This window comes from bacterium, assembly GCA_021108215.1.
In the GTDB taxonomy this organism is placed as follows: Bacteria; Oederibacteriota; JAAXVQ01; order JAAXVQ01; family JAUVAV01; genus JAIORK01.
Genome location: JAIORK010000016.1, coordinates 23,021 through 38,779, shown reverse-complemented (window position 1 = coordinate 38,779; position 15,759 = coordinate 23,021). Strand labels below are relative to the sequence as shown.

Genomic DNA, 15,759 nt, shown 5'->3' with positions numbered 1-15,759 from the left:
ATTTACCCTGTTCAGGATACGTACAGTTTTTTTAATTCCTGGTTTTTATTCAGCAGGTTCCGGCTCCGCATGATCTGCATGCCGACCCGGTCCCGGGTTATTTTTAGTTTTTTCGCGATTTCCTTATACTTTTGGCCCTCATAATATCTGAGAAAAAGGCATTTTCCGTACAGACCGGGAAGGGTATCGAGGGCTTCGCAAAGGTGTTCCAATTTTTCATGGGTTTCGAGTTTCCAAAGCTGGTCCACATTTTCACTGGTACGGCTATTGAACTCACGGCATTCTTTTAAGATCAAGCGCTGGGTTTCCTGCCTTTTCATTTTTTTCCGGATAAAGGAAAGTGAGTGGTTGACAGTCACTTTGTACAGCCATGAACCCAATTGGGAATCTCCGCGAAAAGCCAGTATTTTTTTCCTGACCAGGACACGCATAAACACTTCCTGGGCAATATCCTGGGCATCATCTGTTGAGTGCAATACCTTCAGGGCAACCCGAACTGTCATAGCATAATACCGTTCATACAACACGCGGGCCGCGTCGGGATCATTATTTTTAATGGCTGTGATGAGTTCCCGGTCGCTGCGATCCACATTTCCCCCCACAATTGAAATACTTCTTCAATATATGAATAGCAACGTTCGTGCCACAATCACTGCACACGGTAAACCTTTGAAAATAAGCTTTTTCTGAAAATGGTCTGTGGAAATGAATGATTTTATACAAGGCTGGTGTTATATAATAAAAGGCTGGATTTTTATTTCCCCCTGAACCACGTTGGGTTCAGGGGGGGCTGCGTAGGGGCGGTTCGTGAACCGCCCTTATTTCGATATTTTCAACCGCTGCATGATCTCAGTCAATTGCTGATAGTTTTTCAACCCGATCGCCTGGGCGGTTTTGACAATTTTGTATTTATTTTTTTCCAGATGGTGCGTGATATAGTGTCGCTCAGTTTCATCAGCTTTATTTTTTATAGCGTCTTTAATTTTTTTATAAGTCCAATCCGGATCAAATTCCGGTTGACCGGCATCGGAGGTATGCAGCGCCTGTTCGCCATGCTCGATATAAGACTGCACATCTTTCCATTTAATCTGCTGCCCGCGGCAGTTGATCATCCCGGTTTCAATGCACTTTTCCAGTTGCCGTACATTCCCCGGCCACAGGAGCGCCTGAAATTTTTCCAGCACGTCGGACACAATGCCCTTTATGTCCTTCTTCAGTTTTTTATTATATTTTTTCATAAAATGCGCGGCCAATAGGGGAATATCCTCAAGACGGTCCCGCAAAGGCGGCATGATGATGTTATTGCTATGCAGACGAAAATATAAATCTTCACGGAACTTCCCCTGCTTGACCATTTCATATAAATTTTTATTGGTCGCAACTAAAATGACAATATCCAAAGAGCGCGGCTCGACTTCGCCGATTCTCAAAAAGGTTTTATTCTGAATAAAATTCAATATTTTGGCTTGCTGAGATAAAGAAAGATCCCCGATTTCATTCAACAACAGAGTTCCCTGGTCAGCCATTTCACTCCTGCCTTTTTTGTCCTTTACCGCACCGGTAAACGCATTGGCGGCATGCCCCCAGAGTTCGATTTCACTTAAGTTGTCCGGGATATTGGTGCAGTCAATGGCGTAAAACCGCTCTCCATGCCGGGGGCCCATCTCGTGAAACAGCTCGGCGATCAGGTCTTTGCCGGTCCCGTTTTCCCCCAAAATCAAAGTATCCAGTTCAGCGCGCGTTAGCCGCCCCACATGCAGCATAAGATCCATCATCGCTTTGGAGTTACCGATCACTTGTTTTTTCCAGATCGTTGTGTCTACCGGCGCAACCTGGATACAGCCGGATATTTTTTCCAGCAGGTCACCTGCGTCAATGGGTTTATAAATATAATCGTTCATCCCGCTTTTAACCAATTCCCGGAGCTTAACCGTATCCCCAGTGCCGCTGATGATGATGATGGGTAATCTTTTTTCATTATAGCGGCTTCGAATTTCTTTTAAAATGGCGATACCGGCCTCTGACTGACTCCCAAATTCCAGGTCCAGGGTCAAAAGATGCGGTTGAAAGCATTCTATTTTTCCGATAATTTCGTCGTGCCGCAATGCGGTCTCCACTTCAAACCCGCCTTCATTTTTTAATATCCCTGCAATGGTGTCGACAACGCTGATGTCATCATCTGCAATTAGTATCCGGTTCATGCCTTCACTCCTTCGCTAGCCGGAAGGGCCAGATAAAAGGTGGTGCCCTGCCCAGGCACACTCTCCACAATACCCAGCTCCCCGCTCATCAGCTTGGCCAGTTGCCGGGAATTGGCCAGGCCAAGTCCCATACCTACACTGTTGGCATCAATCTGATAATAGGCCTGAAATATTTTTTTCCAGTATTTTTTTTCAATGCCGTGTCCCTGGTCGCTAATATATATTTTAACCTGCCGGTTGTCCGATTCCGCCTGGAGCCGGATCATTTCTCCATTGTCGGAATATTTGATGGCATTGTGGACCAAATTCATAAGGATTCTTTTCGCGATCTGCGGGTCAGCCCAGACCCAGAGCGATTCTGATGTCAAATTCCGTTCAAACCGCATTTTTCGTAATGCCAGGTTCTCCTCGAATCCGGACATAACGGTATGGGCAATTTTAATAATATCCACCCGGGCAGACAGCAACTCAACCTCGCCTTTTTCCATACGCTGCTGGTCATTGAGATTGTGCAAAAACCGGTCCAACGCAATCGTACTTTCATGGGCGGTTTTCAAATCCTTTTCAACATTGATGTGTTTGGTTCCCTTTTTTCGATTCCGCAGAACTGACGTCAGTTTCCCCTGGACCACGGTCAAGTCCTGACGCGCGTCATGCGTAATACGGTAGATGGTGTCCGCCTTGTTCTTCCGGGCATATTCGAGCTTGCCCAGTGTCTGGCGGAGTTTGTTCATCACAACAAGAATCACGATCAAAAGCAGCACAATAAAACCGATGGCCCCTTGAATAATACGGATCGGTTTTTGGTATTCTTTTTTGGAAAACACAATGGTCAAAACACCATCCCTCCCCTTTGCAGGGTACAGGGGCTGATTCACATAATATTGCCGAATTTTTCTTGCATGCCAATCCGCATCACTGCCGGTTTTATTTTGATCGATCCACTGCTCATTAACCCGGACGCTTTTTTGCGTTTCCAGCTTTTTGTGGCCATTGATGTGGACCGCCAGGTAATCCACAAAAGATATTTTTGTCAGCAGTTGCAATAATTTGTAGAAGTAGGTGAGCTGGCCGGCCTGCATGAACTGATTGGATGTCTCCGCAATGCTGGCAGACAACTGCCTGTGCTCCTGCTCATGCTGTTTCTCCATTTCACTCACATTAACCCAGATGACCGCAATTGCGGCAATGGATAATACAACGACCAGCATGGCTGCCAGCGTTATTTTGTATACACTATTTTTCTTTTCCACATCTCATCCTTGGCAATCCGGGCAGCGGCTAGCGGCCACCCAGATAATGATGGTATTTTTTTTCATCAAAAGAAATCAAGCGGTCAATCCCCAGCTTATTGAGAATATCCCGGACCCTTTTGGTCTGGTGTGCCAGAAGCATCAATTCAACGATCCTCCGGAGACCGGCCTGTTTTTTTTCATTCCCGGTCCACTTAATCCATACGGGACTATTGGGTATGGGCGGAGACTGGGCGATAATCTTCAGCCCGCCGTGGATTTTAACCCCCTGCGCTTGGCTATCGCCTGCATCCAACTGATACTCCCGGTCCATGCCAAGCAGCGCATCCACCGTGCCCATCTGCAGGGCCAGGACTGCTTCCATCGGCGTTGAGTATGCAACAATTTTATCAAAATATCCGGCTGCATTAAACTCAGGAATATTGTCATACATGATTGTCTTCAAATATTTTCTCTTTTCACCACCCAAATATCCCAAACGCTTCCCTTTTAACTGCTTCTTATTCACGACCGTGCTGTCCTGGCTGACATAAAGATAGTATAGAAAATATGGTTTTCCCTGACTGCGAATCACGATTGCCGGCCGGATCAGACCGTTTTGGTAGAATTCGTAAAAATATTCATTATAGGAGACAACCATGTCGAGTTCGCCCAGTAAAAACTGTTTTTTCAAATCGTCGATCGTGAGCCGACGCTGCTCAATTTTAATACTGATTTTTTCGTTCAAATAAGCCAGGATATATGCCAAATCGGATTTCATTTCCGCTGCCTTCTGATTAGACAATATTTGATCAATCCCTATTACAATTTTTTTTGGATATTTATCCGGGATCACCGATCCGAGAGGCGCTTCTTGCCTCGTGGGCGGCACGACGGCCGGTACAGGCAATACCGGTGCAAGCGGCATGGGTCCGAATACCGGCCCCGTTGCTCCCGCATCCCCGGGAACAGCTGTTTCTTTCCTATACGTTCCCGGCTGCTCTTCCTTTAACTGTTTGGAAAGTATTGGTGTTGCCTGATGGTCCCATTGACCTTTCAAACCGATTCGGTGCGAGCCCCCGGTACCGCTCATCTCAAACGGATAGGTGAACGCATAATCCAGTTGCACCCCCAGCGGGGTTTGCGGCACCTGGTAGTAAATGCCCAGTCCGGCGGAAACTTCATTGAATGTGGTGCCGACACGTAATGCAAACAAGTCAAGATGCGTGGATTCCAGCCCCAGCCGGGGATTTAATATTTCATCAGTCGCATCTTCGCGCAGATCAATCTCACCGGCAACCAGCAGGTGATCAATGTAGCGATTTTCCAAAACCAGATGATAGGCGGCCCCGGCTCTCACCACCATGGGCACGATCTCTGTCCGGGTAATCCCCATGTCCACGGGTATACTATTTTCCACACTCGCAGCAATCGTCAAGTTTTTATCCAACTTATATTTCACCCCGATATCTGCCGTCACTCCGGTTTTGCCAAACTGGGAATAAGGGTAAAAACTGTTTTGGGTGGTAAACTCATTTTGAGCGACCTGCCATTGTAATACTTTGAGGGTGATCCCCAGATCAATCGGAACCAGCGGCAAGGTTCTCCCGTAGCTCAAAGCATAAACATTTTCCGTATAGATCAAAGAATCAAGCTGGATCCAGGCCAGGCCAACCGTGCCGATTTCAGGGCCAAATGGAAGTGCAACAGATAGAAAATTGTATCCGGTACGGTCAAGCTCTCCGGTAAAGAGCCGGGCGTTCAATCCGGCATACAGTTCAGAATACATGCTGACCATCTCGATTTTCTCCAGACCGGCATATCCTGCCGGATTAAACAATACTGCATTGGCATCATCTGCCACTGCCACAAACGCGCCGCCCAAGGCTGCCGGTCTTACCCCCAATCCGGCCGGGATAAAATACGCACCCACCGACACGCTGAATAAAATTGTTGTCAGAAAAAGAAAAACAATGACTTGAAAATTCTGTTTGAGGAAACAATTGCGGAATTCCATCATTTTAGGACGACTACTTTTCCGTGAATGGTCCGGTTCTCAATTTTGATTTGATAAAAATACACTCCGCCTTCACAATAGCGACCATTTTGATTGCGTCCGTCCCATTGCCCGGCATTGTCCAGGATTTTTATAAGCTTACCGTTTAAGTTGAAGATTTTAATTTGATAGGCTGTCCCCGCCGAATAATACGCATCCACACCAAAATCCAGCGTCTGCCCCAGGGTCGGGAGGAAAGGATTAGGCACTGCCGCACCAAGCGGATATTTGTGTACAGGTGTCGGTGTCACGGTCGGCGTGGCTTTCAATGGATCGGCAAAGCGTAAATCATCAATATACACGCGGTACTTTTCCCCGTGACTGAGATAATTGGGATCATCAAAAACCGCCCAGACCTGCTGAATGGTTTGACCCGCCATGGCGGACAAATCAATTTCTACATAATTCCAGGTATTAGGTACGAGATGATCATGCCTTTGTGCCGGATGTGAATGATGACCATTTTGGTCTGTCAATTCCGGATGATTGCGCAATGCTGAGCCATTAGAAAAAATAAGATCAATCGCCACACAACGGTTGCCATCCGTAGCATCTCCCGAATCATCGTAAGGATAAATCCAATAACTTAGCTTTGTGCCGCTTTGAATTGTAATATCATGATAAGGAATCAGCACATCATTGAAAAGCCAGTAGTAACAATTGGGACTCGTGGCGCCACTTGTGACTTTGCCTGCCACAAGTAAATAATACTGTGAATCTGCATAGGGCGTAACAGGATTGTATTGATTAAAATCCGGCTGCGCCCGCGTACACAGTGGCATGGAATATTCAGCAGTATTATAGGATTCCACATCAGTGATCCAGTTATAAACATTATCATAGCCGCGCGGTTCAGCATCCCCTTCCCACCCGGTCACAATCGGGAGAATGCTGCCGCCGGTTGGTTGTTTGGCAGCCGGTCCGCCATAGGCGGTGATAAACTCAGCGTAATCTTTGAGCGAAGCGCGATTGAGATAAGGTTGGTACAACTCATACGGCTTGGCCCAGGCCAGACCTTCATAAGCGTAGTCCTGCATATTTTGAAAAGCGCGTGACATCTCCCAATAATCATTGTTGCCTGCATTTTCCCCAAATTTCCTCAACCCAAAAATATCCGCCAATTTAGCAAAATAATGGGGTGCTGAAAAATCCGTATACAAGGGACCCGTCTCCCAGGCGGTTTCACCATTCCCTTGATCAATTTGTTCCAGCGCAGTGTTGAGAAAATACAAATTGGTCCGGTTGCCTGGTAGAATCCCTGTCAAATACCGGTCCGGCGCTGCCCCGCGTTGCACCCAGTGATTATTTTTACTATTCCCCATAATGTCCTGCTGAATTTCATCCTCAATGTCACCCGCCATACTGGAAAAACCGCCGCCCATGAGAAACAATCGCCCGGCGGGATAGTACATACGCACAGTGGGAATGAGCCAATTGATATAATCTGCCAAAGATGTGTAGTACCAAGCCAAAAATTTCTCTGCGGCATAATGGTCTGTCACTTGGGCATCGTGTAAAGAAATCGAATCGTATTCAACCAGCGTACTTCCCGTGTCCAGATAAACATCAATATTGGCTCGTATCGTGCTTGCATTCATGGTGATGCTCTGATACACATGTGTCCAGCTCTCGGCTGTCGAAAATAAAACCAGGGTGTCCACCACCGCATCTGAAGCATTGAGCTGTTGAATACGCAGCATCCCTTGGCTCGTATTGGAAACCTTCATATAGCCTTCAAACGTGTACGGCCGCCCTCCGACCACCGGGACGCGCTGGCGCAGGTAGTACTGGTTCCCACCTTGGCCGTTTAGGCGCAGATGCTGATTTCCTGACTGACTGTCTGTGCTTTGGATTTCCGGTTGCCAGCTTCCGGGTTTATCTGAAGCTATCTGTGCTGAATGACGCCAATTGGCGATCGCCCGGGGTTGGTCTGAACCAAGCAAATCAAGATAATCGGTATCCTCAAACCCGCCATTAACCAACCGTTCCCCGGCATAGGGGTCTTTGCCGCCGGGCAGCCCGGGTTTAAAATTTTGAATATCCGTCAAACGTGGGTCAGCGACATACGTGGCAGCCAGCGAGGCACGGGCATTAACATCCCAGGCCCAATAGCAATTGGTGTTTCCCAAAAAATCCGCCCCACGGGTATCACCATCAGCTGCAACCAATATTGGATAAGATACTTCGCCATACTGCCCGCAGGATAAATAAACCGCCCAGAAATCGGTTCCTAATTCTGAAAAAACTTGCGATAAATAATCATCAAGCTGAGCTTGATAAGGATTGGTAACAGCGTTGTTCCAGATACTGACCGCGCTTGTGTCCCTTTCGTCATCATTCCAGCCGCGCTCTTCTGGTTTCCATTCCACATCATATTGATTTTTAAAACGGGACTGAGGATAAGCAAAAAAATACCATTCCGGAACCGGGAAAAAATTAATCCGGATAATAACATCGAATCCGGCTTGTTCATACGCTACAATTTCCGCTTTTTTCCGGTTGATATAATCGGTATCCCAGACATTGTCCCCTATGTTTTCAAATTTATTCCAGCGGATGTACACATTGCGGAAATTTACGCCACGGTCGTGCTGGTCGTCCAGGTAAATATTGTCCGTAGGTGTCCCATCATTTTCGGATTCATCCCAGGCAGTGCCAAACTGGTACCCGAGCGCGGGCCGGCACATAAATACCAAACTCATTATCAAAAATAGATAGAAAAATTTCTTCACGCTTAATTCAGCCCCCCGGGTGCTGTCTCAAACATCTTCGCTATACGCCTTATAAATAGTAATACGATATGGATTGACATACAAATACTTTGATTCAAAAAAGACTGGACTTATAGCCATTTTGCAAAAATAAAAAAAGCCCCCTGAGAAAACCCCAGGGGGCTTGACTATATGCTTCCTATATCAAAAATGTACGCCAACCGCAAACTGGTGGGTCAGGCCCAGTTCACCGTAAGATGCCATGGCATAATCGAGACTGAGCATATTGCCTTTGATACCGAATCCCAGCGTCAATCCGGACACGCCGCCCAGGGCACCCTGCTCCTTGAATTTATACCCGGCACGCAGTGCGTATTCAGCATACCAATACTCTGTCCCCAAATTCACGGCAGTATACGTGCTGTCACCGAACGGCAGATTAACATCCAGCAGCACATTCCAAACATCCTGACCAAAAAAATGAAACGGAACAACATACGCAGCCCCGGCAGTGGCTTCCATAGGAATGGAATATTCCCCGATCTGTGTTCCCAAATTTTTCACCACCAGTCCGACTTGCAGGTCTTCAATCCGGGTCTTGTACAAACCGCCGATATCCACTGCAAACGCAGTATAATTTTCTGAATCAATGGTCTGGCTATAATATTTCACAGCAGCGCCTACAGCCAGATCATCGATGATCCGCTGTCCATAGCCGCCGGAAAAAGTCATGACATAAGGAGTAAACTCACCATTGGATTCAGGAATGCCGTTGACCACTTCCAGTTTTTCAAAAATTCCGTAATTCATATAAGTCAGATTGACACCGATCCCTGAATTTTTTAATAATTTCTGCGTATAGGCCAGATATTCCAAAGAGGTGTCCTGAAGATAAATATTATGCATAAACCCAATGTTATATTGTTCCATCCGGGCCAGTCCGGCAGGGTTCCAGGCAGTGGCATTGACGTCATCCGCTTTGGCCACAAATGCTTCCCCCATGGCAACCGGCCTGGGACCCAGCGCGATCCCCAGCTCGGCCGCCCCCACCTCACCGACGGAAAAATCCGTCTGGTCGGCATGGGTATTGACGGCAAGCAGTGCCGCCATAATAATGATCGTAAAAATGTGATTTTGTTTCATTGAAAACCTCCTCAATTCATTCAATGCAAATGCCACACGCAAAGGCGCAAAGATGAATCTTCATTCTGGATTTTTTCCTTGCTTTGTGTTTCTATCCCGCTCCGCAGAACACCCCGGGCTTGCCCGTGGGGCTCCATATTTAAGTGCCTCACGCCAAAACACTAAATAAGGTAAAACCCTTCCATCCAACTTTGCGTCCTTTTCATTTCTTCGCGGCTTTGCGTGATGCAATCATCATTTTATTATAGCCACCTTCTTCACTTCATTAATCACCTTCACACCCCTGCTGTCCACAACCACCATCCGGCAGAAATAAATGCCCGGCGCCACATTGACCGCATTCCAGGCTATTTCCAACACCTGGCCCGGCGCTCCAACTTTATCTTCCGCAATATGCGCCACCCGTTCACCTGTCGTGCGGTAGATATCAATCGTAGCTTTCACGCTTCCCGCAGCCACGAATCCAAATGTAACCAGATCACGCGCCGGATTGGGATAAGCCTTGAAGTCTTCGGCATCCACAAACGGTGTATTGGTCGGTGTGGGGGTATACGTTGGTGAGGGCGTGGGTGTATAGTGCATATCAAACCCGTAGATCCGAATATAATCCACCTCAATATATTCGCTGGGACTACCTTCCACCACCAAGACAACCTGGAACGCATGATCCCCACTCCATGCTGTCGCTGCGGCATAATCATGACTAAAAACACCAGTTGCATTGGTTCCGGTTGCCAAATCATAGTAATCAGAACCTTCCCGGATTCTCACTTTCCAATTCGCACCGCTCGATACACCGGTAACAGATATTTCCAGCATTGGATAGCGGGTCACATCGAGATTTTGCATTCGTACAACCTTACCCCACATGTCATCCGCCGTACGGGTCACCGCCACCCAAGAAGGCGTGCTGGAATAAAAAATTTCTGCATTGAATCCTGAATCATCAGATTCGTCAAGCCAATCCGGCGGCTGTTGGTCGGAAACACCACTTTCAAAATGATCTTCCCAGGCCACGGTGGTCACCTGCATGGTTGCGGTCGGTGTAATAGTGGATGTCATCGTCGCTGTATTAATCAAATCCGGGGTCTGTGTCACGGTCGGGCTGGGTGGCGGAGTTGTCCCATAAACCCTGACAGAATCCACTTCAATATAGGTTCCGCCGTTGCCCTCCACAATAATCTCCACGCTGAAGGTATGCGATCCGGCCCAGCCGGTTGCTACAGCATAATCATATTGGAATGTCCCGGTACCGGTTTGCGAACCGGAAAGATCAGTATGCGTATAACTTCCTTCCTGTTCCTGGATACCCAACCGCCAACTGGTACTGGCTGAAATACCGGTCACCACAATCTCAACCATGGGATACAGGTCCACATCCACACTCTGATTAGGTGAGAGTACTTTGCCCCAACCTGTCGCATCCGCTGTGCGGGTTACTGCCGCCCAGGTAGTATTGTCCGAATAAGCAATCTCGGCATTGTGCGCGCTGTTGTTGGTCTCATCTTCCCAGTTGGCAACCTGATTACCGGCCGTGCCGCCGGTGAAATGGTCCAACCACAAATTAAACTCTCCTGCGATTTCTGTCGCAGTCGCAGTTGGTGAGGGGGTTGGCGTGTGAGTGGGGGATGCCCCGGGATCCAGGGTCGGTGAAATCGTGGCAGTCATAGAGGGTGTGCCAGTGAGGGTAGGCGAAAACACCGGGCTGGGTGTAATGGTCATGGTGAGTGTCGGTGTATCTGTCGGTGTACCTGAAGAAGTGCCGTAAATCCGCACTGAATCGGTTTCAATATAGGTTCCGGGATTCCCTTCTACAATAATTTCCACACTAAAAGTATGCGTCCCGCTCCATCCGGTGACTGATGCAAAATCATACTGAAACGTGCCCATCCCGCTCTGTGCGCCGGAGACATCCCAATGCGTATAACTGCCTTCCTGTTCCTGAATACCCAATCGCCAGCCAGTGCTGGCCGAGATCCCGGTCACCACTATCTCCACCATGGGATAAATATCCACATCCACAGTTTGGTTGGGTGACAATACCTTACCCCAGGCACTTTCTGCGGTCCGGGTTACTGCTGCCCATGATTCGGTATCTGAATAACTAATATGAAGATTAAAAGCTGAATTTTGATCCTCATCCGCCCAGTTGGTGACCTGCTCTCCGGCAGTACCGGAAAAAACATCCTGCCAAAAAGTGGCTGCCATAACTGACGCGGTCATGCTGCTGAATAAAAGCACGAATAAAACCGGAAGGTACTGTTTTATTTTCATAAGGCCTCCTGAAATCTATTTCTCGATACCTGAAGTATTCATTGCCTATTGATTAGACTGATTTGTGCCTAAAAAAGTATGATTTTTTTTTACTTTTTTGCCGCTTGGATTCAATATAAATGAGACGTCGCTGCACGGTAATTTATTTCAATTATTCAAAAAAAGCAATACTAAACCCCTATTTTATCCCTGACTGTATCAGCGTCAGCACTTTTTCCCGGATCTCTTCGTAGGAAAAACGTTCAGGATATACCGGTTTTAAAAACCGGACCCGAATGGGTTTAAAAAATTTTGGAAAAACACTGCCCGCCGGCAGCGCTTGATAGGCACCGCTAATGGCCACCGGCACGACCGGCACATTGAGTTCACGGCTAAGAATTGCAAAAGTCTTTTTGAATACTCCGATCCTGCCGTCCCGGGAACGGGTTCCTTCGGGAAAAATAATCACATTCTTCCCCCGTTTGAGTGCCTCTGCCATTTTTTGCATCGAAAGTTTTAAATTTTTATCAATATCCATAATAATAATATTATTCGTTCCGGCCAGAAACTTGAGCCACCAGTACCGGACATGCTTGGCTTTGGCGTAAAAATAAGTACGCTTCAAAAACTTAAATTTAAAAAACATGGCCACAAAGGGTCCGTCAAAATAGCTCTGATGATTGGGCGCGATAATACAGGGCTTGTCCGGAAGATTCTCAATCCCTTCACCCCGGACTCTGAAATACATATACAAAAACCAGGCCCCGAACACCCGGATGACCGACAGCGTGAGCCAGGTCCGGGGAAGCCGGACCGCAAGCTTTGTTTTAAAAACATCCCCCCATTGGATGGCTTCCACGGTTATCTTCTTTTTATTTTCCCGGATAAAGTCCGCCATTTTGCCGACTGTCGGATAATCCAGAAAAATATTTTCCTGCTCATCAATTCCAAACGTATTTTTCAAAAAAACCTGCAAACTGACACGGTCCAGAGAATCAAGTCCCAGATCAATCTCCAAATGATCATCACAATAAATCGTCTGGTGGGTCTGCTCCTTAAGATATTTCTTTAGCACCAAAAGCTCTTCAAACTCTTGTTCCGGCACAGCCGATCGTTTGCTCTCTTTCCCCTTTTCTATGATGAATTCCAGTTCAAAGCGTTTAAGCTTACCCAGCCGGGTCTTGGGCAATTCTGTTTTACAGATCCCAATATTGCGGATCCGCTTGTAATCCGAGACATTTTTATTATACTGGTCAATCACTTTGGAAAAAAACATCTCCTTAATATTCACCACACCCTGATCGTGCAATGCCTGAAAATCAGGAAAAATGACGGCCTGAAGCAAATCGCCCCGGGCATAGACCCCCACTTCCGTAATCAAGAAATTTATTTTTTTAAGTTTCGCCTCAACCTCAGCCGGATTAATGTTTTTTCCGGTGGAAATCACAATGATCTCTTTTTTCCGGCCGGTGATGGTCAGAAAACCATTATCATCAAGCTGCCCCAGGTCACCGGTATGCAGCCAACCGTCTTTTAAAACCTCAGCTGTCTCTTCCGGCCGGTTATAATAGCCCTGCATAATATTGGCACCCTGGGCCAAGACCTCACCCTGCTCGATTTTCACAGTGGTACAGGTCAGGGACTGGCCGGATGCACCGCTCTTGCCGGTACCCGGCCGGGTAAATGTAATCATGGGTGCTGCCTCGGTCATGCCGTAACCAAGTAGCATGTCAAATCCCAGTGTCCGGTAATCGCGCTGGGTCTCCGGATCAATGGCTGCACCGCCGCAAACCAGATACATTATTTCTCCACCCATTTTGGCATGGACCTGTTTAAATATTTTTTTTGAGAGCGCCGGTGAATTGATCAATGCCGCCAGTTTAAACACCAGCTTGGCCACAATACTTTTATTGATTTTATCCCGAACTCCCTTACGAATCTTTTCATAAAATTTCGGCACACCGATGATAATATTCACCTTGTGGTCCTGCAAAGTTGCCAGGACGTCTTCCGATGCCAGTGACGGGCACATCACCGCTGTGGCACCGACATACAGCGGACAAATCAAGGAACCCAGCAAGGGTAAAATATGATGCATGGGCAAAAGGACCATGACACGGTACTGCGGTTTATAGATCGGGATGTGTTGAGAAACATCATTGATATTGGTATACAGATTTCTATATGAAAGCATAACCCCCTTGGGGCTGCCGGTGGTGCCGGAGGTATAGATAAAAACCGCTGTATCATCGGCCTTCACTTCCGGAAAATCCGGGGCTGCGGCCTCACTCCGTCCCGGATCTGCGGAGATTTCTTCAAAAACATACATGTGGGGTTTATGCGGACTCTGACTGATCGCCTGTTCCATCACCACCCGGCTTTTTTCCGAACAAAAAACAATCTCCGGCTGCGCATCCTCCAGAACATAGGCGACTTCATCGGCCGAAGACATGGCATCAATCGGGATATTAATACAACCTTTTTTCCACCCGGCATAAAAAGCATACACCCATTCCAGCCGGTTCTCCGCAAAGATCGCGACTTTGGTACACGGTTTATTATCCAGCAAACTCGCATAGCCGGTGATTTTTTCATGCAGCGTCTGGTAGGTTATTTTTTGGTCTTTCCAAATCAGGGCAATCTGATCATGTTTCCGGAGCATTTGCAGGGTTTGAACAGTAAGCGGTTCCATAGCAACTCTTTTCTCAATGAATTTGAAACCCCAGGGAAAAACGATGGAAATGGCAGGATTCGGTAATTCTGCTTTATATTTTTTTATTTTATCATATTGTCGTTCATTTAAACGATAAATAAAAAACACGTGTTGAGATTCCCCTCTCCCACGTGCTTTTTATTTCCAATGTATTTCTCCGTGCCCTCTGCGTCTCCGTGGTGCAAAGATTGCTGGGAATAATCGCGACCATTAATTTATCAAATGGTATTTCCCGGATCGATACCCGCCTTGTCTTTCAACCAAGCTGTTTTCCAAAAGGTTCTTAACAATGGCATGCGCCCCTGACTTTGTCACACCCAATTCCTTCATGATATCCTGAATGTGCATTGACTGGTTTCTCAGCATGGCCAACAGCGTCTCTTGTTTTTCCGTTAATACTATTTTTTTATCAATCCTTACCTTATCCAGTCTTTTCCATGTTCTTTCCAAAGACCACTCAATGGCTTCCGCCACAAACTCAATCCAACCGGTTATATCCGCATTCTCGCCTTTATTTTGATGTCTTGCTAAAGACCTGTAATATTTTTTTTTATTTTCCAGGTATATTTCATCAATGGCAAATATATGGTTCGTATCAAATCCCCTTCTATACAATTCCCAAATCGCCCAGGCTCTTCCCAATCGCCCATTGCCGTCACCAAACGGATGTATCGTTTCACATCTGTAATGAATAATTGCTGATGAAATGATGGGTGACTTCTTAATACCCTCCTGGTTACTCCACACCAACAAATCATCCATCGTTTTTTTCACCCGCGAACTGCTCATTGGCTTATACTCACCGACATACACCTGATAGTTTCGATATTTGCCGATCGGTTCCCTATCCAACACATTTTTCTTGCCGATAATTGAGTGCATCCATAAAATATCACTTTCCTTGAATTCCTTATGCGCGGCGTTATTTTCAATATATTTCATTAATTCAAGATAGTTGAATACCTCTTGCTTTTCCCTCCGGCTTTTATAGGAGATGTCCTTTCCATCTGACAGCAACATGACTTCTTTTAAGGAAAGTGTATTTCCTTCTATGGCAGTAGAAGAATGAGTTAATCTCAACAGCGCATCTTTTACCAATTTGGGTATCCAGCCAACGCCCACCAAGGAGCTTTCGATTTTCGATTTCAAAGATGCGATAGACTCAAGCTTTCTTATCAAATGATCGGTAAGGCTGTATTTTGGCAGATACATAATAACCTCTTATAGTGTAGTCATCGTACACTTAATAGTGTACCAAGCCTAGAGGTTATCGTCAAGTAATAGTACAGTCAATCGTACACATGATTTATGGAGGTATGATCGTCGGTCTGGCGTAAGGGCGACCGGCGACCGAAGGAAGTCCCGTACGATCCCCCCTCCGGTCGGGGCCGGTCGCCCCTACCATTTCCGCCATGCACCCAACGTGGTCGTAGGGAATGGTCAGCTTGCC

General features: G+C 46.8%; 9 protein-coding genes. All 9 read right to left on the bottom strand.

Annotated elements, in window-relative coordinates; translation table 11 throughout:
* Nucleotides 1–11: 11 nt before the first annotated feature.
* Nucleotides 12–590, bottom strand: a complete 579-nt coding sequence (locus tag K8S19_03155) for an RNA polymerase sigma factor (protein ID MCD4812674.1) — start codon at nucleotides 588–590, stop codon at nucleotides 12–14.
* A gap of 228 nt (nucleotides 591–818) precedes the next feature.
* Nucleotides 819–2,201 carry a sigma-54 dependent transcriptional regulator gene (locus K8S19_03150; protein MCD4812673.1) on the bottom strand — a complete coding sequence of 461 codons (1,383 nt, stop codon included), beginning with the start codon at nucleotides 2,199–2,201 and terminating at the stop codon, nucleotides 819–821.
* A complete protein-coding gene (locus K8S19_03145) occupies nucleotides 2,198–3,454 on the bottom strand; it encodes a HAMP domain-containing histidine kinase (protein MCD4812672.1) in 1,257 nt (418 codons plus the stop codon). Before K8S19_03145 ends, K8S19_03150 begins: the two co-directional genes overlap by 4 nt.
* A 28-nt stretch (nucleotides 3,455–3,482) precedes the next feature.
* Nucleotides 3,483–5,453, bottom strand: a complete 1,971-nt coding sequence (locus K8S19_03140; GenBank protein MCD4812671.1) for a PhnD/SsuA/transferrin family substrate-binding protein — start codon at nucleotides 5,451–5,453, stop codon at nucleotides 3,483–3,485.
* Entirely contained in the window at nucleotides 5,450–8,221 is a 2,772-nt protein-coding gene (locus tag K8S19_03135) for a T9SS type A sorting domain-containing protein (GenBank protein ID MCD4812670.1), read from the bottom strand. Before K8S19_03135 ends, K8S19_03140 begins: the two co-directional genes overlap by 4 nt.
* A gap of 183 nt (nucleotides 8,222–8,404) precedes the next feature.
* Nucleotides 8,405–9,343: a PorV/PorQ family protein gene (locus K8S19_03130; protein ID MCD4812669.1), complete on the bottom strand. Its 939-nt coding sequence runs from the start codon at nucleotides 9,341–9,343 to the stop codon at nucleotides 8,405–8,407.
* A 234-nt stretch (nucleotides 9,344–9,577) separates the two neighbouring features.
* Nucleotides 9,578–11,617, bottom strand: coding sequence for a hypothetical protein (locus tag K8S19_03125; GenBank protein MCD4812668.1), 2,040 nt, complete (start codon nucleotides 11,615–11,617; stop codon nucleotides 9,578–9,580).
* Between the two features lie 178 nt (nucleotides 11,618–11,795).
* On the bottom strand, nucleotides 11,796–14,258 hold the full coding sequence (locus K8S19_03120; protein ID MCD4812667.1) for an AMP-binding protein: 2,463 nt from the start codon (nucleotides 14,256–14,258) through the stop codon (nucleotides 11,796–11,798).
* Nucleotides 14,259–14,519: 261 nt separating this feature from the next.
* Nucleotides 14,520–15,521, bottom strand: a complete 1,002-nt coding sequence (locus K8S19_03115; GenBank protein ID MCD4812666.1) for a Fic family protein — start codon at nucleotides 15,519–15,521, stop codon at nucleotides 14,520–14,522.
* Nucleotides 15,522–15,759 lie beyond the last annotated feature (238 nt).

Bases quoted from the DNA above. Each gene is read 5' to 3' on its own strand.
- K8S19_03140 (MCD4812671.1), bottom strand. From the start codon at position 5,453: ATGATGGAATTCCGCAATTGTTTCCTCAAACAGAATTTTCAAGTCATT.
- K8S19_03125 (MCD4812668.1), bottom strand. From the start codon at position 11,617: ATGAAAATAAAACAGTACCTTCCGGTTTTATTCGTGCTTTTATTCAGC.
- K8S19_03130 (MCD4812669.1), bottom strand. From the start codon at position 9,343: ATGAAACAAAATCACATTTTTACGATCATTATTATGGCGGCACTGCTT.
- K8S19_03150 (MCD4812673.1), bottom strand. From the start codon at position 2,201: ATGAACCGGATACTAATTGCAGATGATGACATCAGCGTTGTCGACACC.
- K8S19_03115 (MCD4812666.1), bottom strand. From the start codon at position 15,521: ATGTATCTGCCAAAATACAGCCTTACCGATCATTTGATAAGAAAGCTT.
- K8S19_03120 (MCD4812667.1), bottom strand. From the start codon at position 14,258: ATGCTCCGGAAACATGATCAGATTGCCCTGATTTGGAAAGACCAAAAA.